Genomic DNA, 22,697 nt, shown 5'->3' with positions numbered 1-22,697 from the left:
GAAAGTTATGAAAGCAATATATAAAATCAGAATATATCTATACAGTCTCCTTTTAGCAGGAATAACGCAGGTATCCTGCGAAAAATTCCTGACGATTGACAGCCCGACCGGTGTGTCGGACGAACAGTGGTGGAATACCGAAACTGACGCTTATAACGCGTTGGCTACCGTATATGCCGGAATTCCCGGAGGGTCTTCGGGCCGTAATATCATGTACTATGCAGGGTTAAGTGACGAAGCCGTACAGCGCGGTGAATTTAAAGGCGATTACGATGCTTTTACCCGAGGTTTGGCGACCAGTAGATGGGGCGTCGCTCAATCCCTGTGGCAAGATGATTATATCTGTATCCGTCGTGCCAACCGGTTTTTGGAAAATGTTGACCGGGTATTTGCCGATGCAACATTAAAGGAAAGAATGAAACTGGAAGCACGTGCATTACGAGCTTATTACCACATGGAACTCATGATGGTATTCGGTGATATCCCCTTACTTACCAGCTCATTAAATCCGGAAGAGAACAACCAAGCCCGGACACCGGAAAGTCAGGTTTACGACTTCGTCGTCGATGAACTGACCTTATGTGCCGAGTTGCTACCGCCTACCTATACCAATGCGGATCGAACACGGATTACCAGCGGCATCTGTTGGGCATTACTATCCCGGTTGGGTCTGTATAAAAAAGACTACGAACTGGCAAAAACAGCCGCGAAAAAAATTATCGATTCGAAAGTATATAAGCTATGGAAAAACACCTCCAATATGGCAGCAAGCTACGGCGAACTGTTCAGCTATACGGGCGAATTGAACGAAGAGCGTATCTTCTTCAAGGAGCAAGGTGCGGCCAACGCCTGGACTTCTTTTGCGCCATACGGCATTGGCGGGGAGACCTACCTTTCACCCACCAATACGGTAGTCGATAATTGGGAAACACGGCAAGGTAAGACGATATATGAACTGGGACCAGATTCGTTGGCGATCTACCGTAAAGAGCCCAATTACAAGAACAATAGAGATCCCCGGCTTTCTGCTTCTGTCTTTGTACCGAATGAAAAGTTCCTGGGCCAATATGTCCTTGATCCCTTCTATAGTCCTGCCGACAAAATCGGGTTGACCAAATCCACAGCCACAGGCTACTGGATCAAAAAGTACATCGATTCTCGGGATCAACAATCAAAATCGGGCGAGCTTGACTTTATGATTATCCGCTATGCCGAGATATTATTGACCTTTGCCGAGGCGAAGATCGAGCTCAATGAATGGAGCGACACCGAAACACTCAACGCCATCAACGAGGTTCGCTCACGGGCAGCTATGCCTTTGATAGATGCAGCGGATGTTCGTTATAACTCACAGCAACGTATGCGGCAATTCATCCGTCGGGAGAGACAAGCAGAGCTGGCCTTCGAAGGTTGGCGTTATTTCGACATCCGTCGTTGGGGTATAGCCGCAGATGTGATGAATGGGCAGGTCTATGGTGCGACCAACCCAACGACAGGCGAGATCGTGGAGGTTCAAATGCGTACCTACGACAGCGATCGGGAGTCTCTGTGGCCTATACCGGAGACGGAAACAAGTACGAACCCTAACATGGAACAAAACCCTAACTATTAAAGTTATGAAGAAGATATTTTTTGCAATAATTGGTATATTTACATTAACGTTTTTTATGCATTCGTGCCGGGAGTCGTTCGACGCAGGAGATTGGGATGTCACACCTACCGAATTCCTCGATCCGAATGAATATACTGGGCCTACCAAAACATTGAAGGTCATGTCGGTCAATTTTGCAATACGACAAAATGGACATCTTTTAGAACCCACGATAGACGTCATCAAAGCGTATGATCCGGACTTGCTGTTTTTAAGACAGGCGGACAGTAAGACGACCCGTGCCGGCGGTGTAGATCGACCACAAGAGGTTGCTGATGCTTTGGGGATGAACCTCTTCTTCAAAGGCCGTGATTATGGTGGCGGACAATTTGGTAATGCCGTGCTATCTAAGTTTCCGATTACGGAAGAACTTGGCGTGGATCTGACTTATGTAGCGGGGCAAGGAGAACAACGTATGTTAGCCATGATTAAAGTGGAAGTCGAGGAGGATTTATATCTATATTTCGCGGGCACCGAACTGGAAACGAATGCCGACGATCGCAGGTCACAAGCCATAGACATTCTTCGCGTGACGGAGGAATTAACAGATCCTGTTATTTTTGTCGGAAACTTCAATGAACAGTGGACGGCACCCCAAGCAGCTTTAACCTATATAGAAGGTAGTTTTAAATACGCTTGTGCGAGTACAGGTTGTGCGTTTAATTCACCTAAAGCTAATCCCACAGGTACATATGATTATATTACCTATCAGGACCCAAACGATTTGTTGATTGTCTCAAAAACCCTGGAAGCATTTAAAGATCCCGAGACTCCACTCGGTATGTTCCCTACAACAGCAGAAATTAAAATAAAACTAGAAGAATAAATATATGAGAATGAGAAAAGGATTAATGAGTATAAGTGCTCTAGCGCTTTTGGTAATTACCTGCTGCAGTGGATCAGGCGAAGATCCCAAACCGGATGGACAAAAAAAGAGAATAACGCTCCTGACGTATAATATACATCACGGTGCGCCTGCCGATCCAGCGGCCCCCGCACCTCCGTCGGTGATCAACCTCAATAACATTGCAGCGGTGATCAAACAGAGCAAAGCTGAGGTAATTGCCTTACAGGAGGTGGACGTGAACACAACACGTTCGCCCAACCCAGAAGATCAGATCGATCAGGCAAAGAAGCTGGCCGAGCTTCTGGATATGGAATATTACTTTTCGAAGTCTATAGACTATAAGGGTGGTGAATACGGAAACCTCATTCTAAGTAAATATCCATTGAGTAATAAACGTAAACTTGATCTACCGGCGGCACCGGCACCAGACGGTGAACAACGGAGTATCGCTTTGGCTACGGTAACGCTACCCGATGGAAAGACCTTTGAATTTGGTGCAACCCATTTTGATTTGGCAGCAATTCGTTTCGAGCAGGCCCAGTTCCTCAATCAATTGAGTAAAAACATCAACAAGCCTTTATTTATCGGTGGAGATTACAACGCAACACCGGATTCAGAAGAAATGATCGAACTCAAGAAAGAGTTTTCGCTTTCGTGTATGGGCCCTTGCCCGTTTACAATTCCGGTAAACAAACCGAATAAGGCCATTGACTTTGTCGCTTTCAATGCCTTGGCAAAGCAAGCCTTTACGCTCGTATCGGGTGTTTCCATGACCGGACAATATGCATCAGACCATCTTCCGGTAATTGCCATTTTTCAATACGATTGATAAATCGGCAATACCTTTTTAAAACATTAAACCTCCTCGCTATTTCGGGGAGGTTTTTTTATGGATTATTATCCATTTTTGTTTATTTTTAACCGCATATACGCGCTCTTTTAACATGCTGTATTAGTGATTGCGAAGCATTTTACCTAATTTTGAGTAACTAAATTATGATGTATAGTTTTACGGCATCTTAACATGAAGATAACACGAAAGCGATACATTGCAATCAAATAGTTCTATAGATAGATAACAATGTCTTGGATAGATTTTATACATGGTGATGAACGTGCTTTCGAAACGATATATCGGGAATATATCGATGATCTTTTTGCATTCGGTATAAAATACCATTCGGACAAGGAGACCGTGCTGGACTGTATTCACGACCTTTTTGTAAGTCTCTTTAACAATTCCAATATCGCAAAGGATGTACAGGTGAAATTCTATTTATTTTCCTCGCTGAGAAGACGCCTGTTACACGCCAAGCACGAAAGAGATCGATTTGAAGTCACACAAGTGCCGGAAGAACTGTTGTGGACCTCCAGCCCAGAACTGGAATGGATAAAGAAAGAGCACGATGGTATGAATGTACAACGGGTCAAGGCGCAGATAGAGACTTTACCCAAGCGCCAGCGTGAAGTACTTTTTCTGAAATATTATATGGATTTCAGCTACGAAGAGATTGCATCTATCATGGAGGTCAGTGTGGAATCCTGCCGTACCCTTTCTTATCGCGCCATCAAACAACTCAAAGCCGAGCTCCGCCCGTTGGAATTTCTTTTGCTCTTCTTCTTTTTGTAAAAGAATCAAAATAATGATATCGAAACACAATAAAACCATAAAAAACATAAATGTTACATTCATATTTCTTTTTTTTTGGCATATAATTTGTTATAATTGTACGTGAAATTAGGATTCATAATTTCATATTTAGGTTAATAATTGGTTTGGTAGAAATCCTGGGACTCCCCGTCTCAGGATTTCGTTTTTTTAATGGGTTCTAAAAAGATGACACCAAAAAAGGCCCTTTCAACACACGGTCAAAAGGGCCATTATAAAGATATATATTGTCTTACAACTTGCTATTGGAGTCAACCGCGTTGAGTTCCTCAAAAGCCTGCTTCAAGCGGGTGACAAAAGCTTCCTCTCCCTTGCGCAACCACACGCGCGGATCGTAATACTTTTTATTCGGAACATCAGCACCTTCCGGGTTACCGATCTGCGCTTGCAGATAATCCCGGTTTTTCGCCTCATATCCACGGATCCCATCCCAAAATGCCCATTGCATATCCGTATCGATGTTCATCTTAATCGCACCATAAGAAATCGCTTCACGAATTTCTTCCGGTGAAGAACCCGATCCGCCATGGAATACAAAGTTTACCGGCTTCTCCGCAGAAAGATTGAATTTCTCACGGATATATTCCTGTGAATTGTGCAAGATTACCGGTTGAAGCTTCACATTGCCCGGCTTGTAAACACCGTGGACATTCCCAAAAGCAGCCGCTACGGTAAACTTATCCGAAACTTTAGAAAGCTCTTCGTAGGCATAAGCGACCTCTTCCGGTTGTGTATATAATTTTGAACTATCGACGTCTGAATTATCCACACCATCCTCTTCCCCTCCGGTCACGCCTAATTCGATCTCTACCGTCATACCAAGTGGCTTCATCCGAGCCAGGTATTTACTCGACATCTCAATATTCTCCTCGATAGGTTCCTCCGAAAGATCCAGCATATGTGAAGAGAACAAAGGCTTACCATGTTGTGCAAAGAATTTCTCCCCTGCATCCAAAAGACCATCGATCCAAGGCAGCAACTTTTTGGCCGCATGATCCGTATGCAAAATTACAGCTACACCATAATGCTCTGCCAGCAGGTGTACATGCTGCGCTGCCGATACAGCACCCAAAACACAGGCTTTCAAACCATCGTTATTCAACGACTTACCCGCATAAAATTGAGCTCCTCCGTTGGACAGCTGAATGATAACCGGGGAGTTTGCAGCTTTAGCTGTTTCCATAACAGCATTGATCGAGTTAGTTCCTATAATGTTTACAGCAGGCAAAGCAAACTGATGCTTCTTCGCAATCTCAAATAGCTCTTGTACCTGATCTCCTGTTAGTACACCTTTAAAATCTTTTAGGCTCATGTGATATCTTATTTAATTCGTTATAAAGGTAAGAAAAAATTGTTATTTCCAAAAACATAGTGTCAAAAATACACTATGTATCCTATCGCTATAATTCTATTATTTTTAATTGTAATCCTAACTTTAACGCTTATCTTTAACGTATGTTACATGTATACGGAATAAAAAACTGCAACACGGTAAAAAAAGCTATAGATTGGTTGGACGATCATCAATTGGATTACGTCTTTCATGATTTTAAAAAAGAACCAGCAACGTTAGCAAAGCTGCAAGCGTGGGAGAAAAAAGTGGCGTGGGAACAGCTGCTTAACAAAAAAGGAACGACATGGCGAAAGTTATCCGCAGACAAACAGGCTTCGGTGACCGACGCCCCGTCGGCAAATACTGCCCTTGTTGAAAACAACAGTATGATTAAGCGGCCGGTTATCGAATCCGACTCTGGAACTATTATTGTAGGGTTTGACGAACAGCTCTATGCATCAAAACTTTTATAAAGTATAAAATAATGAGGCGCATTTATTTTCAGTTAAAAGCAGGATTATTCATTCTCTTCCTATACTCGGGTCTGTACCTATCTGCGCAGACCACGAATTACAGCTATACCGAAGCATTTGCCCCTGGTTTTTATACCCACAACGGCACGCTCTATCGTTCGGCCAGCGGTAAACCGGGTCCGCAGTATTGGCAAAATTCAGCCAGCTATGTCATTAAGGCGAATCTTGACGATAAAAAAGATCGCATCAGTGGCTCGGTGAATATACATTACACTAATAACAGCCCTGAGAACTTAGATTTTCTCTGGTTGCAGCTCGATCAAAACCTATTTACCGCCCAATCGATCGGCCAGGCAACCATACCCTTGGAAAAAAGCCGGTACGGCCAGGCCAACAACGCATTTGAAGGTGGATATACCTTATCCAATATTAAAGTCAATGATGCAGACGACGCCGTAAAATATACGATAACCGACACCCGGATGCGTATCGAACTACCGTCCCCCCTGCAGGCAAACGGAGGTAGTGTAATCATCCGTATGGACTTTGAATATACCATTCCCACCTACGGTGCCGACCGGACGGGGATATTGAACACCACACATGGGAAAATCTACAGTATCGCCCAATGGTATCCGCGGATGGCCGTGTTTGATGACGTCTCGGGATGGAACACCACACCTTATACCGGGCCGGGTGAATTTTATTTACCCTATGGCGACTATCAGGTGGAGATCACTGCACCGGTATCACATGTGGTGGTATTGGGCGGCGAACTCCTCAATCCATCCGAAGTATGGTCTCCTGCACAATTGAAAAAATACAACAGTGCCAAAACTTCCGATAAAACTGTACTTATACGCGATGAGGCCGATATCAAGGCAGCAAGCAACGCATCGGGAAGCGCAACGCGGACGTGGAAATACAAGCTCAACAATGCACGGGATGTCGCATGGGCTTCCTCGCCTGCTTTTATCATTGACGGCGCAAAAATAAACTTGCCCTCCGGCCAAACTGCCTTGGCCATATCGGCCTACCCGATAGAGAGCCGTGGCGGAAATGCCTGGGAGCGGTCGACCGAGTACACCAAAGCCTCCATTGAGCATTATTCACAAAAGTGGTTTGAATACCCCTACCCCGTGGCCATTAATGTCGCATCCAATGTAGGTGGCATGGAATATCCCGCTATCTCTTTCTGTGGACACAAGGCCAAGGCCGGCAACCTGTGGGGCGTCACCGACCATGAATTTGGGCACAATTGGTTTCCCATGATTGTGGGCAGCAATGAACGTCTGCATGGATGGATGGACGAAGGTTTCAATACCTTCATCAACGACATCTCGACGGAAAACTTCAACAAGGGTGAATATCACCTCCCCTACGGGAAGCAAAACAGCATGACGCAGGTGCTTTTTAATCCTGCCCTGGAGCCGGTCATGAGCAGCCCGCAAGCGATGCGTGAAAAGAACATCGGCGCTTTGGTCTATTATAAACCGGCCTATGCCCTCCACCTCCTGCGGAATGAAATTATCGGCAGAGCGCGTTTCGATGCGGCATTCAAAAAATACATACAATACTGGGCTTACAAACATCCGACACCTGACGATTTCTTCCGGACTATCGAAAACGAAACCGGCGAAAACTTAAGCTGGTTCTGGCGCGGGCTGTTTCAGCACAACTGGCAGATGGACCAGGCCATCACCGAAGTCAGCTATGTCGACATGGATCCCGGCAAAGGGGCCCGTATTACCGTCCAAAACCGGGAGAAACTCCCTATGCCCATCGAGGTAGAAGCAACGACCGAATCCGGCAAGCGTATAACGGTCAAACTTCCCGTGCAGGTCTGGGAAAGAAATACGTCCTGGACCTTCCGGTTGGATTCCAAGGAAAAATTAACACAGGTAAAAATAGACCCAAGGGATGTGTATCCCGACAGCAATCCCGAAAACAACATCTGGCATGCAAAATAAGCTAAAAACCCTTCTACCCTATATCCTTGTACTCTGCGGTACCTTGGGACATACCCCCATATTCGCGCAGGCTTTTCGTGGCATAGTCTACGAATTGTCGAGCAGCGCCCCGCTCTGGAATGTGACGGTTAAAAACCTGCGTACCCAAGAGGAAACCCAAACCGATCGCGAGGGCAATTTTTCTTTAGCCGCCACATTGAACGACTACCTTACTTTTTCCCTACCCGGATATCAGACAGACACTGCCTTTATTTATGAAGAAGGTGTACGGCGCATCTATATGTTACGGGATGAAAGGTCGATTGTAATCGATGAAGTGTTGGTAAAAAGACTCACGGACAGCCGGCTGGCTGCCGAAATCGCGAAAGCGCAACAGGAAGGAAAGGCCGTAGATGTCAGCCAACAGCGGGGCGGCATCCGGATATCTCCGTCCAGACTGTTCGGACGGAAGGCGAAAACAGCCCGAAATAACCTGGCGCTGTTAGTGGAAGAGCAGAATAACAGAAAGATTGATAAGATATTTACCACGCGGCTCATTGCCTCTGTCGTGCCGCTGGACAACAACGAAATAGCACTCTTCAGGACGCGCTTCCGTCCGACGTTGCAGTTTGCCCAGACCGCCTCACCCGAAGATATGCGCCTCTATATATTAGATTCATATAAGAAGTTCAAGGAGCAGGAATAAAAGAAATTGGGTATATTTACAGCATTCCGTTATATGTGACGAGACCGACAGCCGGTACGATGCCGTCAAGTGCCAATACTATAACCAGCTCTCCCACATCTTCATGTACCTCGGTATCGTCGGCGGAGCGCTGGACATGGTCGCTGCACGCAAGCTCAAAAGGGGGGTGGATTTTTCTCTTCTTTATTTGTTCAATAGAAACATTTAAGATAATACTGAAACATTTTACTGATTGGGGCTAATGCAAAATGGTGTACTATTGCTGTTCGTCAAATCCATATTAGGCCGTTTAAAATCTTTTTGTAATTTTATCTCTTAATAATAATTTTTAACATGACATTAGACGAAATATTTCAAGATAAAGCGATAAAAGCAAAAGGCAAAGTTGCTGCAATCGGAGAATGGCTATTAAATAGCGAACTCCCTGTGGACGAGTTACTGGCCTATGCCGAAAAACAAAAAGCAACTAATAAAGCCACCTGCATAGAAGCAGTAGAATATGCAACCAAAAAAAATCCAACTCTTGCAGATGAGTATTTGCTTAACTATGTAACGAAAGCACTAAAAGATGAAGAGCCAAGAGTAAAATGGGAAAGTGCTAAAGTAATAGGAAACATAGCCAAACTTTTTCCTGCACAATTAGAAAAGCCTATTGATAATCTTTTGCCGAACGCAGAAAATACAGGAACGGTTGTGCGCTGGGCAACAGCCTACGCATTGGCCGAAATATTAAAGTTAAAGACAGATAGCAATAAAAAATTGCTACCTAAAATTGAAAGCCTTTGCGAAAAGGAAGAGGATAACGGCGTGAAGAAAAAGTATCTTGACGCATTAAAAAAGGTAAAAAAATAACGTTAATAATCACAGTCATTTCAAAGAAAGTGAATTTTATAATGAGAAATTTATTGATGCGGTTATATATTCAAAATTGAACAAATAATAATCTTTAAATAAATACCAAATGAGAAAAATCCTTTTTATCATTACGTTGGCTACATTTACAGCGGCCTGTAATTCCAACACGAGCAAAACTTCTTCTGGCGCATCGGCAACAGATACAGTTGAGCAAAAAAACGATACTACACTAGTAGCAGATCTTTACGGAAAGGAGTGGAACCTGGTTGAACTCAACGGAGGGCCAGTAGTACTGGACAGCACTTTTTCCAAAAAACCACTTCTTGTTTTTGACAAGGAAAACCGTGTTTCCGGAAACATGGGATGTAACGGTTTTGGCGGCAATGTAGAGCTAAAGGGTACCGATGGCATAACGTTTTCTCATATTACAGCTACACAGATGGCTTGTCCTAACCTGAAAGTGGAACAAGATTTTCTTGATGTGATGAACAACGCAAAAAGTTTCACCAAAGAAAGTAATACGCTCTTACTTAAAAATGAAAAGGGAGAAATCACGGCAAAGCTTACCATCGACAAATAAAGACATCCACTAAGTATTACATAAAAACGCTGTAACAATGTTTATCTCGTTACAGCGTTTTTATTTGCTCTCTTCTCCTGATAAGAGCTGTTATTGCTTATTTATTCTGATCAAGTAATCTGCTTTTTGAGCTTAATAGTTCAAACGGTGAACCCAACGAAAGCCCCTACCACTTAATAATATCATTCCCGAGGGTAAAGATCATCAATGCGATAAGAATAAAAAATCCGATCATCTGCGCACGCTCCAGCACGCGCTCGCTCAACGGTTTTCCTTGTACCATCTCCACCAATAAGAAGACAACATGACCACCATCCAAGGCAGGAATAGGGAGTAGGTTCATAAAGGCTAATGCCATGGACAGCATGCCTACTAGATTCCAGAAACGAAACCAGTCGACTTCCGTGCCGAACATTTTGGCGATACCCACCGGCCCCGATAAGGCTTTATCGGCACGTACCTCACCTTTAAAGATTTTACTAAACCCTTTAATATTGTCCGTAATAATAGAAAATGCTTTATGGGCACCGACCGGAAATGCCTGTGCTAAGCTATATGTCCGCGTAAGCATGACAATAGAAGGATCTGGCTTTATACCAAAGCCCAATGTCCCATTTTCAGAGACTTGTCCGGCAAAGGTCAGGGATTCGCCATCCCGAATGACGCCGACCGAAATGGTCTGATTCGATTTTTCCTGCACCGCTTCTTTAAACTGATCGAAATACACCATAGCTTTACCATCCACATTCACAATGCTGTCCCCTTGCTTCAACCCCATCTTTTCCGCTTCAGAACCATCTTGGATAAAATCCACACCCATCATTTTCAAACGGGGTTCTACAAACTCGTTCTTCTTATGATCCGCTACCTGATTCAATATATCAGAAGGCACGGTCACTTCCTCGGTCTGTCCGGCGCGTTCAATCTGAAGGACCGCGTCCCCCATCAAGACTTCCGCAGAGAATAACTCTTTATAATTGACTACCTCTCTACCGTTGATAGCCAATATCTTATCACCGGCCTGCAAACCTATTTCTTTACCGATAATACCTGGAACAATTCCGTTCACCAACTTGGTATTATCGATATCCTGCTCGCCATATGCGAATGTGAGCATCCAATAAACGAAAATACCGACGATGACATTCACGATAATACCCCCTAACATGACAATAAGCCGTTGCCAAGCAGGTTTCGAGCGGAATTCCCAAGGTTTGGGTTCCTCTTTCAGCTGTTCCATATCCATGGACTCGTCCACCATACCGGCAATCTTGACATACCCGCCCAAGGGCAGCCAGCCAATACCATATTCACATCCTTTATAGTTAAATTTGAATAGCTTCGCACCCCATGCGTCGAAGAACAAATAAAATTTTTCCACCTTTATACCAAACATGCGTGCAGCGATGAAATGCCCCAGCTCATGCAGTATAATCAATATCGACAAGGCCAATATCACCTGACCAATCATTACCAACGTTCCCATATATTAAATTAAAATCAAATTACTTTATTAAATCCCGTGCCACTCTCCTACTTTCGGCATCAATGGCTATATAATCATCCAAATCCAGGTGATACGCGTTATTTATCTGACATAATGTCTCCTCGATGATATCGCTCATTCCCAAAAATGACACCTTATCACTTAAAAAGGCAGCCACCGCAACTTCATTGGCCGCATTCAACACACAAGGACGGTTGCCGCCGTCCTCCAATGCCCGGTAGGCCAAGCGGAGGTTTCGGAAGACGTCCAAATCTGGCTGTTCGAATGTCAACGCCTTGTAGCTTAAAAAATCAAAACGGGGGAAGGTATTCGGATAACGCTCCGGATAGGTCAACGCATATTGTATAGGCAGCTTCATGTCAGGAAGGCCCATTTGTGCTTTTAACGAACCGTCCTCAAATTGTACAAGGGAATGGATGATCGACTGTGGATGGATGATGACATCAATCTGTTCCGTCTGTAAACCGAAAAGCCATTTTGCCTCAATCACTTCGAGACCTTTATTCATCAGCGAAGCCGAATCAACTGTGATTTTGGCCCCCATAGACCAGTTGGGATGTTTTAATGCTTGCTCCTTGGTCACGGCCGACAAGTCGGCTTTACTTTTGCCCCGAAAGGGACCTCCCGAAGCCGTAAGGTAAATTTTCTCAATGGCATTTGCCTCGCCGACCAAACATTGAAATATGGCCGAGTGCTCGGAGTCTACCGGTAAAATGCGTACACCATGCTCCATCGCCAACCCCATGACCAACTCGCCGGCCACCACCAGCGTTTCCTTATTGGCCAACGCAATATCTTTACCTTTCCGTATCGCCTGTATCGTGGGCCGAAGTCCTGCTGAACCTACAATTGCATTGAGCACAATGTCAATCTGCTCCAACGTAACCACTTCGGTCAATGCCGCATCGCCCGACAAAACACGGATCGGCCAAGGCGCCAGTGCGTCCCGGACTTGGGCATATAAATTTTCATTTAATATAACGACAGCCTCCGGTTTAAAAGCAATGGCTTGTTCAATCAGTAAGGCATCGTTACTATGAGCCGTCAAAACCGATACTTCAAACCGATCAGGAAAGGCGCGTACCACATCTAATGCCTGCTTTCCTACGCTACCCGTCGATCCTAAAACGGCTATATTCTTTTTCTTCAATGTCCTCTTCTATAATATATTCTTAAACAATTCGGGGTCATCGCTTCCTTTATATTCCCTTATCATGTCCATATAGGCTATAGCCAACACCACACTTACGGAGGGAATGATGACGAAAGTATTCAGCACACTTGATATGGCAGCTAAAATACTATATCCCAAATATTCAAACGCCAGCTGCAACATATAAGCGGATGCCAAGGCCAACATAAGGACCAACAGATTGATCATGTTTCCTTTGGTAAACGCGATACTGAGCCGAGCTGCCCGAAAGATATTAAAATTATTGACCAAAATAAAAAAAGGAAAGAAAGAAATACGGATTAAGAGCAACATCATGACAAAACCCGTCAGTAGCGGATTGATTTCGTAAGAAATAGTCTCGATCTGTACACCGAAATAGATCAAGGGCAAAGCCAATACTGAGCAGAACAGATATACGACTCCTGTAAGCACCGAGTATAAAATCAGTCCCAATAAAAAGTTGAAAAACTGCTTTGGCGTAGGGATATAGTTTTGAAAGGGGGTGTTTTCAATATGTTGCGCCAAGAGTATCGCTCGCTTAATCAAAACCAGTTGTAAGCCAAAAAATAGTGTCACAAAAAGTGCAAACAAGGGTAGCTTGACAAAACCGAAGGCCGAATCGCTGAGATAACCGGCCAGAAAGGTGGATAGATTGTTGGTCAGAAACAACAAAAAGCACAATCCCGCTACCGAAAAATAATGCTTTTTTAAGATATTCAAAGCCCTGGAAATAACATCGTTGGCCTTAAAGGTGCTTTCCCGTACAAATTCTAACATATGGAATAATCATGATACAAAGATGATGTATTTTTTGCATTCGGGCAATGATTTTTTTATGATCTATAATCTGTATCTTTGCCAACAGATCCAACCCTTTAAAAATTAACTGTGGCGTCAAAACAAAAAAACACATATAAATTAAGAGGGATTCTTATCCTAAGTATCATCCTCTGTTTTCTATTTTTTATGGGTGTATTCCTCTACCAATATTTTCAATATAAACGTATTGAGGATCGCCTTAGTGCCGCTTATTCAACTACTTACTCGGGATCGCAACGTGCATATAATCTATTCTCTACCTTTAGCGAAGCTGAAAATCTATTCCGGATGTACACAGTAGATTTCAATAAAGAAAGTTTTGACGCTTATAAAGAAAAGTTAAACACCATAAAAGGAATAGTCGATTCCATCGCTTCGCTACCTATAGAAAATAATCCTTTAGTAAAGGGAGGCCTCGATCTCGAGTCGTACCAGACCTTTGCACTGGAGTTTGCCGTGTTAAAAAAGGATATAGATCACCTCGTCACATTTGCCTCTGATTCGCTGCAGATGTTGGCTGGTTCCGAGCCCCCCCCTTCAAGGACGTATTCTATACAGGATGCCGATTCGCTTATACGGCAAATCATGCAGGATACGACGGATAAAGACCTGGTACGTGATACGATCATCAAAGAAAAACAAGGGCTTATTAGACGCATCTTCAACACAAAAAACGATACGCTGGTTTCCGATCATTCCTATGAGATATTAAATACCCAACAAAGGGATATCGTTCACCGCAATATCGAACAATTCATCCTCGCTAATGAAAGATCGTATGGTCGAAATCTAAGACATTTACGACAAAAGTTCTTAAAAATGCAGAGCAAGGAGCGAGAGCTTGTCCTGGCAAACTACACCTTGCTCAACAACCTCAAAACAGGCCTCGATCGCCTGAAACAATTGGAAACAGATAAGATCAGAAAGATCGAAGAGCGAGATTTTGCGATATACCGTGCTAATTTTGCACAATTCGGCTGGCAGCTTGTAACCGCCCTGATCATTATGCTTCTGATGGTGGTTTTCATTGTGTATTACCATATCAAAGTGGCGTCTTTTGAAAAAAAGCTCTTCCTGGAAAAAGAATATGCCGCAAAGATCGCGGAGGAAAAAACAAGTGTCCTAGCTAATATCAGTCACGAAATACGCACGCCGCTCAACTCGCTGAAAGGCCTGATTACGTTGTTAAAAAAGTCGGATAAGGAAAATACCATCGATAAAGAGATGATCCAAACCGTTGATAATGATATTTCTGTCATTAATACAACGATAAATGACATCTTAAATCTAAGCAAATTGGAAGCAGGCTCTCTGGAAATAAAGCAAGATTATTTCTCCCCTTATCAAGTGATCGAAGACACCATTAATCTACATCAGTATCAGGCAAAAACAAAAGGATTGAAATATTCCTACGAGAACAAGGTGCAACAAGATATCGAGATCTACTGCAATGCATTCCGTATCAAACAGGTCATTTCCAACCTGATTACGAACGCCATTAAATATACACCTAAGGGCTCCGTTCATATCCGTGCGTATTTTTCCACGGCAAATAATAAAGAAAAACTTATTGTCGATATAACGGACACGGGGATTGGTATCAGTGATTCTAAAAAAGATCAGGTTTTCAGAAAATATTATAGAGTAGACGGCCAGAATAAAAGTAAAACAACAGGTTTTGGTCTTGGTTTGTATATTTCCAAAATTCTTAGTGAGCAGATCGGCGGCATAATCAGTTTTACCAGTAAGCCCGGTATAGGCTCGACATTTACCTTTGAGCTACCGGTAACTGAAAAGATCGTACGAGATAAAATAGAGCCAGATGCTGCAACAATTGCCGATCTTCCCGAAAATCTGAATATCGTCATTATTGACGACAGCAGAATCAGTATCTTCTTTGTGCAACAGATGTTCAAGAACAGGAAAGAAGGTAACCATTTCTTTCAAAGCAGTGCGCAAGCCTGGGAATTTATACAGTCCCATACCGTAGATGTGATCATTACAGATCTGATTATGCCGGGAATAGACGGGTGGGAAATCTTATCACGAATCAAATCGGACGCAGCATTGTCCAGCATCAAAGTTTTTGCATGTACGGCAGAACCTATGCTACTGGAGGATGAGCGAAATAAAACATATGCGTTTGATGGGCGTATCGCAAAACCGATCAACGAAAGCGAGCTTGTGTCCACCGTGATCAAATCCGCAACATAAGCTCGTTTTGTTAAAAAATGTTAAAACAACATCAACACTGTACTATCGCAGACCGATCTGACGTTATAAAGGTAATTTCATAATTTAGGTTAATAATTGGTTTGGTAAAAGATCCTGGAGCTCCCGCTTCAGGATTTTTTTTGTACAGACACGTGTGTTTTTGCCCCTTTTGCTGTCTATTTTTCAGATTGTAGGTATTTTCCTACACCGTAAATGAATATTTGCTCAATTATTGCTTACCCCCTATCAGTGATTGGAGAAGTTGAATATGAAAAAAGATAAAAAAAGAATTTTAATTATTGAGGATAATGAAATCCTAATTAGTACAATGCAATTTATTCTAGCGAAAGAGGGGTATAATCTACTACTAGCTAAATCGGGCAAGGAAGGGCTCTCACTGGCTGAAAAAGAGCGTATTGACCTCGTGATTACAGACTTGGCACTTCCCTATGCAAACGGCTACGAGATTATTGATAGTATTCGTAAAGGAAGCCTTAATAAGGATGTTCCCATTATCATTATTTCGGGATATCGGGATGATAACAGTCTTGCAGAAGGCTTTGAAGTGGGCGCAAATGACTATGTGAGAAAGCCCATCTCACCTTCAGAATTAATTTTCCGAGTACGGTTAAGAATAGGTCATGCTGAATAACGGAATGGATCCAATATTGCCGTCACTGGTATACCTGTCACTTTTTCTCAGTGCTTTCTTTTGGTTAATGTGTCTACTCGGCATCGCATTTTTCTATTACCAGGACTATAGATACAAGCGTTATTACGCGAAGATATATCCTGTACTTCGGGATTTCGTGTACGAAAATGTACTGATAGGAAATGTAACGCACCATTTCCCGATTGACAAGCTTGATATCGAATGGCACAAACCGATAGTTCGCAAAGTAGTAAGACGCGTCCTGCATGAATTTATATTCAATATAGGAGGGGAAAAAGGAAAGAACATGTGTAATTTATTTAATGAAATGGGATTTGACCGAGAGGCTCAATACGAGTTGCGACATCCAGCAAAGCACTCCACAGCCACGATAAGATCCCTTTCTGATCTCACCTTAATGCAAGTTCACATCAAAGATACAATCGTAGAAGACTTACTCATAGATCCCAAAACGGACGTACGCGTCGCCACCTATAAATATTTATTACAGGTATATGGAGAAGCGGCCTTTGACCGTGTATTTAAAATGATTCATGGAATTAGTGAACTGGATAGCATCGATATTTATCAAAGCATAATCGCAACGGATTATGTCGGAGAGTATGCGTTTCACCAATGGTTGGGCACACACAAAACCTTTGCTGTGAACAAGTTGTTCATGAATTTAATGGTGCATTTCCAACAGCTTAACGAGGAAACACTTTGGTGGTTGATCGACACATCTACAGACGAACGGACACAGTTGAAAGCAATAAATACATTGGGCAAACTACTCGCTTATAGAAGCGAAGCCCGATTACGCACCTTGTATGATGAATGCGAAAAAGAGAAATTTAAAATAGAAATTTTAAAAGCCATCGGGCGGCTCGGTCAAGGGCATTCTCTCCATTTTCTGGCAGATATTTTCGAACAGGACCAATCGTCAATTCTATTGAAAAAAAATGCCTTTCGATCATTACTATCGCAACGCCCCTATAGTCACCCCATTTTAAAAGACATGGAAAAGAGACTAAGCCCAGAAGACCTCAAACTTACTCGGTATGTTAGCCATCCTATCACCCACTACATTTAATGTTGTCTTGAAATGAAGCAGTTCGTTCTTTCCATAGATATTTTTTTCGGCATATATTGCATGCTACTCTTCTTGGTTTATCTCATGCTCTTTCGGATGTCATTATTGTCCATCCGACAGAATCTCCAAAAAAAAGCTTATAGAAGACCCCAAACACTTGTCGAATCAGAAATATCGCCCGGAATCAGTATAATAGCACCCGCGTACAACGAATCTATAACGATCGTTAATAACGTCCGTTCCTTAATGACCTTATTTTATCCACGCTACGAGGTAGTGATCGTGAACGATGGAAGTAAAGATGATACCTTACAGAAACTGATCGACGAATTTGATCTCATACCGATAGACTTTGCGGTCGATTATCTCGTACCCTGCAAAGAGATCAAGAGCATCTATAAATCGAAGGATATTTCGCATAAACGGTTGACAGTGGTCGATAAGGTCAATGGAGGCAGCAAGGCGGATGCTGTCAATGCCGGGATCAATGTCTCGGCTTTTCCTTACATCTTAAACACCGACGTTGATTGTGTGTTGGCTAATGACACATTAACCCGCCTCATGGAAGCGGTGCTAGATGCTCAAAATCGGGTCATCGCCGTCGGCGCCACATTGCGTATGTCTAATTCAAGTTATATTGATTCTGGAACGCTGGTAGAAGCTGCATTGCCCGAACCGCTGTTAGCTCGCTTCCAAGAAATGGAATACATCCGCTCATATTTACTGGGCAAGATGGGTTGGAATTATCTGAATTGTATTCCGAATGTATCTGGAGGACTTGGTTTATTCGACAAAGAAATCCTAATCGCTTCGGGGGGATATGATCCAAAATCACTAGGGGAAGATATGGAAATGATTACCCGAATGTGTATAACCATGTGCGATAATAACCAGAAGTATGAAGTTAAATATATTCCGCAAACGCTATGCTGGACGGAGGGACCAGATAGCTTACGAATGCTGATCCGTCAGCGTGTACGCTGGGCGCGAGGGCTTATGCAGATTATCCGAACACACCGAAAAGTATTTTTTAACCCCGAGTATAAGAGATTTGGTATGATCGTGTTCCCCTACAATACGATTTTTGAGTTCCTTGCACCTATTGTCGAAGTGCTTGGCATTTTTATTTATATCTACCTGATCAGTATTGGCCACATCAACACGAAGATGGCCCTTCTCTTGTTAGGCTTTGTATATGTCTTTTCTGTATTTTTAACAAGCTTCTCCATATTATTGGATAATTATGTGTTTAAGTATTACAATCGCCGGCGAGATATTGTACGTTTGTGCATAACTGCATTTTTAGAGCCGTTTTTATATCATCCACTTATTGTTTATAGCTCTTTAAAAGGCTATGTGCAAGAACTTTTTGGAAAAAAGCATGCTTGGGGGGAAATGGAAAGGAAAGGAATAACGAATAATAGAAAAAATGGGTAGAAGATTATATACATGGCTTATTTTACAGACCTTACTTTTAACGCAAGTTCACGGACAGGTGGTATGGGAAGGAAGGACACAGAATGTGGATAGTTTGGTTTCAAAGGCTATTGGTTATTTACATATGGGGAACGTTGATCAAGCTATCTCGTTGAGTCGAACGGTGCTTGCTAAATATCCTTCGTATGTAGACTTTAGCTATATTTTAGGATTAAGTTACCAAAAGATAGGTCAACCCGATTGGTCTATCCCTTATATGGAACGAGTGATCGCACAAGATGCAAATTATAGGGATGCTTATATCGCCTTGGCTAACTTATATGAGTCAACCAAAGCAGATGAAAAAGCCAGACATATCTGGAAAACCACGCAAGAAAAATTCCCTCAAGATCAGGAACTATACCAGCGATATCAGGAATTTATCCAGAGGGAGATGCTGAACACCAGAGACAGGCGTATGGATCAATTGTACAAGGAAGGGAAGAAAACGCTTAGCTCCGGCGCTTGGGAAAAAGCGCTGGCCTATAGCGACAGCATGGAAACGATACAGAAAGATGACATCCGTCTCTTATATCTCCGCTCGAGTGCATTTACACAGGGCAAGAAATATGAGGAGGCAAAGGCGAGCTATGAATCCATCCGAGCAAGAGGAGATACATCCTTATTTATCACCGAACAGCTTACTAATATAGCCGCGGCTCAAAAGGATTATACCCAAGCGTTGCGTTATGCCCTTCAACTTCAACAAGCATCCCCTCAAACCTACCGATTCACGAAAATGGTTAAAAAATTTCGAGAGAATCTACCTTACGACTTTTATGTTGGTCTAAACCATACACAGATTGCCCAAGATCGTCCGCATGGTCATTTCTTTATTTCCGGCGTGGAATTCGGACATCAGATAGGTACAAACGATATGCTTATCGGTCAGTTCAACTACGGAAATCGACGCGGCGAAAAGGGATATCAAATGGCGCTTGACGCTTGGTTGAATTATGATAGCAAAATGTATGCTTATCATCATATCGCATGGGCGGACGGGTCCGTATTTCCCACATGGCGAGCTGCATACAGCCTATACCGAGAAGCTGGCCGATGGCTTTTTGATGTAGGCGGACGATATGTCCGTTCGAGTGATCGACAGGATAACTACGGAGCCGTAGTGTCAGCGGGGTACACTATGAATACAGTATTTGTCTATCTTCGTAGTTTTCTGCTGCACGACGAATATCGTTGGAACCAAGCCTATTCCCTCTCACTTCGACATTATTATAACGAAGAGAAGCCTCGTTCTTATGTCACGATTATTGGTGATATAGGCACCTCTCCTGATGACCAGGTAAGATACCAGTTTTTGAACAACCGGTTTAATTTTCTTTCGCGTTCTATCCATGCCGGATGGCAACACCAGTTGGGCCGCTGGAGCTTAGGCTTTATGGGCGGATGGAGTTATTACAAAGTGGCAGAGAGTCGTTTTCTGAATCAATATGATTTGAATTTGTCACTCAAGAAATATTTCTAGTATGTTGAAGTATGTTATCATTTTATGCTTAATGACTACACTAACACAGGCCAGCGAGAGGATTCCTTTAATAAGGAATGGTAAAACCGATTATACAATATATGTCGAGAGCCATACGCCAATGGCATTCAAAGCTGCCAATATTCTACAGCAATACATCGCACAAAGCACCGGTGTTACATTAACGATACAGTCGGATCGCAAAAGCCATAAAGCAATTATTTTTGAACAGGTTACCGCAGAAACGCACAGTACTCCAGATAGCTACTCCCTAACGGTAAAAAACAACAACCTGTATATACGTGGAAATGGAAAAGGCATCGTATATGCGGCGTACCGCTTCGTACGGGAGATAATCGGCGGTCGGAAATGGTTTATTGGACAGGAAAACACTTGGATTCCCACCTATAAAACGCTGTGGATTGACACCGACTTCTATCTTGATGCAAAGCCTGATTTTGCCTTTCGGGAGCTTTATTTTCCGATAGAATTGGATCAAGAATACCTAGACTGGTATGGATTGCACCACCTGGAAGAGTTATGGGGAGAATGGGGACATACTTTTAATAAGATTCTGCCGGCTGCGACCTATTTTAAGAAACACCCGGAATACTATGCGCTATACAACGGAAAACGACAGCCTACACAGCTCTGTCTATCGAATGAGGAGGTCTTCGAACATACTGTAGCCTACTTTGCAGAAAAAATCCGTGAAAATCCTTCGGCTACCTATTGGTCCATTAGCCCAAATGACGATATCGGACATTGTACTTGCGAACTGTGCAGTCACCTGGACGATCAGGAAGACGGACCGCAAGGTTCTTTAATTCACTTTGTCAACCGGGTAGCAGTGGCCTTCCCCGACAAAAAATTCACGACATTGGCGTATTTACAGACTGCTGACGCACCAAAAACACTGCATACAGCAGATAATGTGTATGTCATGTTGAGCACCATCGATGCGTTTCGGGGAAATGACATCGGAAGTGAGCCCTCCGCAAAAACATTCAGGAGACGTCTTGCCGAATGGAAAAAGAAAAGTAAGCACGTTTTCGTCTGGGATTACGTCACACAGTTTACACATTATTTAGCCCCATTTCCCGTTCAGGGAACTTTTCAGAAAACCTTGGATTATATGAAGTCAGCGGGGGTGGACGGCGTATTTATACAAGGAAGCGGTAGCACTTATAGTGATATGGCGGAGTTAAATGCCTTTGTTTTAGCACATTTGGTGTGGCATACAAAACAATCTGAGGAAGCCCTAACAGATGAATTCGTACAAGGGTATTACGGAAAGGCCGCCCCTTTCATAAGAGATTATCTGCGCATGCGCAGACAAGCATTGCCCCAACGTTTGTCTGCACTCAGTATCTATGGCAACCCTATCGATAACCGGAAGGACTTCTTAAGCCCCGAAATGATGGATCGCTATAGTACAGTATTGGAAAAAGCGGAAGCCGCCGTGGAGGGAAATTCGCTTTATGCACGACGTGTCCGTAGCGTAAGCCGGGGGCTGGATTATACATTTTTACTGCAATCCCGATTTTATGGCCCACGTCAACACGGAATCTTCACACGGCAGGATGATGCGTGGGTAGTACGGCCGCAAGTTAAACGTAAAGTTGATGTTTTCGTAAAGGACTCAAACAACTTAGGCGTTGTTGAATTATCGGAAGGAGGCTTATCCCCTAACGCGTATGCGGCAGAATGGCGCGGTATCTTTAAAACAGGGATGCGGATCAATAAAGCTGCCGAGGCTGAGGTCTCAATTAAACACCCTTTTGATCCTTCATTTCCTGCAAATGGCGCACACACGTTGACCGATCATGTTCCGGGATACCTCGACTTCAGTTATAATTGGCTAATGTGGTACGGCACACCTATGGATGTGACGATAACCTTAACGAAGCCTACACGGATAGATTCAATAGAAGTCAATTTTTTACAGGACGCCCGGCATTGGATTTTTCCTCCAAAAGAAGTGCGCATCCTTGTATCAAAAGACGGTATACATTTTGAGGAACGGATGCGCAGGGAAATTGAAGATTTTACCGAAGATTTTACGTGTACGAACATACCGTACAAAGTAGTAACTGAAGAAAATATTCAGGCTGTACGCATATATGCCCTTCCTTTGACAACATTACCATCGTGGAGATTTCACCCCACAAAAAAGGTCATGATTGCCTGTGATGAAATATGGCTGGAATAATGTT

The 22,697-nt window shown here is 43.2% G+C and carries 19 protein-coding genes; 15 read left to right on the top strand and 4 right to left on the bottom strand.

Annotated elements, in window-relative coordinates; genetic code table 11:
- Positions 1 to 7 precede the first annotated feature (7 nt).
- The 4 genes from G5B30_RS05600 to G5B30_RS05585 all read left to right on the top strand — a co-directional run bounded on the left by G5B30_RS05600 (position 8) and on the right by G5B30_RS05585 (position 4,128).
- Entirely contained in the window at positions 8 to 1,612 is a 1,605-nt protein-coding gene (locus tag G5B30_RS05600; protein ID WP_165318985.1) for a RagB/SusD family nutrient uptake outer membrane protein, read from the top strand.
- Positions 1,613 to 1,616: 4 nt separating this feature from the next.
- The gene (locus G5B30_RS05595; protein WP_165318984.1) at positions 1,617 to 2,477 is read left to right on the top strand and encodes an endonuclease/exonuclease/phosphatase family protein; all 861 of its coding nucleotides are present in this window, start codon (positions 1,617 to 1,619) and stop codon (positions 2,475 to 2,477) included.
- Between the two features lie 10 nt (positions 2,478 to 2,487).
- Entirely contained in the window at positions 2,488 to 3,327 is an 840-nt protein-coding gene (locus G5B30_RS05590; protein WP_165318983.1) for an endonuclease/exonuclease/phosphatase family protein, read from the top strand.
- 252 nt (positions 3,328 to 3,579) lie between these two features.
- The gene (locus tag G5B30_RS05585; RefSeq protein ID WP_165318982.1) at positions 3,580 to 4,128 is read left to right on the top strand and encodes an RNA polymerase sigma factor; all 549 of its coding nucleotides are present in this window, start codon (positions 3,580 to 3,582) and stop codon (positions 4,126 to 4,128) included.
- Positions 4,129 to 4,399: 271 nt separating this feature from the next.
- On the opposite strand, the gene fbaA is transcribed toward G5B30_RS05585, so the two are convergent.
- Positions 4,400 to 5,479 carry a class II fructose-bisphosphate aldolase gene (gene fbaA / locus G5B30_RS05580; protein ID WP_165318981.1) on the bottom strand — a complete coding sequence of 360 codons (1,080 nt, stop codon included), beginning with the start codon at positions 5,477 to 5,479 and terminating at the stop codon, positions 4,400 to 4,402.
- Positions 5,480 to 5,622: 143 nt separating this feature from the next.
- Between fbaA and G5B30_RS05575 the strand changes: the two genes are divergently transcribed.
- The 5 genes from G5B30_RS05575 to G5B30_RS05555 all read left to right on the top strand — a co-directional run bounded on the left by G5B30_RS05575 (position 5,623) and on the right by G5B30_RS05555 (position 10,063).
- Complete coding sequence (locus G5B30_RS05575; RefSeq protein WP_165318980.1) at positions 5,623 to 5,973, top strand: Spx/MgsR family RNA polymerase-binding regulatory protein; 351 nt, start codon at positions 5,623 to 5,625, stop codon at positions 5,971 to 5,973.
- Positions 5,974 to 5,984: 11 nt separating this feature from the next.
- Complete coding sequence (locus tag G5B30_RS05570) at positions 5,985 to 7,943, top strand: M1 family metallopeptidase (RefSeq protein ID WP_165318979.1); 1,959 nt, start codon at positions 5,985 to 5,987, stop codon at positions 7,941 to 7,943.
- Positions 7,933 to 8,628: a carboxypeptidase-like regulatory domain-containing protein gene (locus tag G5B30_RS05565; protein WP_240903109.1), complete on the top strand. Its 696-nt coding sequence runs from the start codon at positions 7,933 to 7,935 to the stop codon at positions 8,626 to 8,628. Before G5B30_RS05570 ends, G5B30_RS05565 begins: the two co-directional genes overlap by 11 nt.
- Before the next feature lie 333 nt (positions 8,629 to 8,961).
- Entirely contained in the window at positions 8,962 to 9,480 is a 519-nt protein-coding gene (locus tag G5B30_RS05560; protein ID WP_165318977.1) for a HEAT repeat domain-containing protein, read from the top strand.
- Between the two features lie 109 nt (positions 9,481 to 9,589).
- Positions 9,590 to 10,063, top strand: coding sequence for an META domain-containing protein (locus tag G5B30_RS05555; RefSeq protein WP_165318976.1), 474 nt, complete (start codon positions 9,590 to 9,592; stop codon positions 10,061 to 10,063).
- Between the two features lie 166 nt (positions 10,064 to 10,229).
- On the opposite strand, the gene rseP is transcribed toward G5B30_RS05555, so the two are convergent.
- From rseP to G5B30_RS05540, 3 genes are read right to left on the bottom strand one after another with little or no spacing between them, the layout of a single operon-like run.
- Entirely contained in the window at positions 10,230 to 11,549 is a 1,320-nt protein-coding gene (gene rseP, locus G5B30_RS05550; RefSeq protein WP_165318975.1) for an RIP metalloprotease RseP, read from the bottom strand.
- A 19-nt stretch (positions 11,550 to 11,568) separates the two neighbouring features.
- A complete protein-coding gene (locus tag G5B30_RS05545) occupies positions 11,569 to 12,720 on the bottom strand; it encodes a 1-deoxy-D-xylulose-5-phosphate reductoisomerase (RefSeq protein WP_165318974.1) in 1,152 nt (383 codons plus the stop codon).
- Positions 12,721 to 12,729: 9 nt separating this feature from the next.
- Positions 12,730 to 13,521, bottom strand: a complete 792-nt coding sequence (locus tag G5B30_RS05540; protein WP_165318973.1) for a hypothetical protein — start codon at positions 13,519 to 13,521, stop codon at positions 12,730 to 12,732.
- A gap of 189 nt (positions 13,522 to 13,710) precedes the next feature.
- On the opposite strand from G5B30_RS05540, the gene G5B30_RS05535 reads away from it, so the two are divergent.
- The 6 genes from G5B30_RS05535 to G5B30_RS05510 all read left to right on the top strand — a co-directional run bounded on the left by G5B30_RS05535 (position 13,711) and on the right by G5B30_RS05510 (position 22,693).
- Positions 13,711 to 15,777 (top strand): hybrid sensor histidine kinase/response regulator, encoded by a 2,067-nt coding sequence (locus tag G5B30_RS05535; RefSeq protein ID WP_206367025.1) that lies wholly within the window; start codon positions 13,711 to 13,713, stop codon positions 15,775 to 15,777.
- 268 nt (positions 15,778 to 16,045) lie between these two features.
- The gene (locus G5B30_RS05530) at positions 16,046 to 16,429 is read left to right on the top strand and encodes a PleD family two-component system response regulator (protein WP_262886586.1); all 384 of its coding nucleotides are present in this window, start codon (positions 16,046 to 16,048) and stop codon (positions 16,427 to 16,429) included.
- Positions 16,419 to 17,522 carry a hypothetical protein gene (locus tag G5B30_RS05525; RefSeq protein WP_165318970.1) on the top strand — a complete coding sequence of 368 codons (1,104 nt, stop codon included), beginning with the start codon at positions 16,419 to 16,421 and terminating at the stop codon, positions 17,520 to 17,522. The genes G5B30_RS05530 and G5B30_RS05525 overlap by 11 nt, the downstream gene beginning before the upstream one ends.
- A gap of 12 nt (positions 17,523 to 17,534) precedes the next feature.
- Positions 17,535 to 18,959 (top strand): glycosyltransferase family 2 protein, encoded by a 1,425-nt coding sequence (locus tag G5B30_RS05520; protein ID WP_165318969.1) that lies wholly within the window; start codon positions 17,535 to 17,537, stop codon positions 18,957 to 18,959.
- Positions 18,952 to 20,481, top strand: coding sequence for a YaiO family outer membrane beta-barrel protein (locus G5B30_RS05515; protein ID WP_165318968.1), 1,530 nt, complete (start codon positions 18,952 to 18,954; stop codon positions 20,479 to 20,481). Before G5B30_RS05520 ends, G5B30_RS05515 begins: the two co-directional genes overlap by 8 nt.
- A 31-nt stretch (positions 20,482 to 20,512) precedes the next feature.
- The gene (locus G5B30_RS05510) at positions 20,513 to 22,693 is read left to right on the top strand and encodes a DUF4838 domain-containing protein (RefSeq protein WP_165318967.1); all 2,181 of its coding nucleotides are present in this window, start codon (positions 20,513 to 20,515) and stop codon (positions 22,691 to 22,693) included.
- Positions 22,694 to 22,697 lie beyond the last annotated feature (4 nt).

The sequence above is a fragment of the Sphingobacterium sp. SGG-5 genome, assembly GCF_011043525.1.
In the GTDB taxonomy this organism is placed as follows: Bacteria; Bacteroidota; Bacteroidia; order Sphingobacteriales; family Sphingobacteriaceae; genus Sphingobacterium.
This window is presented reverse-complemented; position numbering and strand designations above follow the sequence as displayed.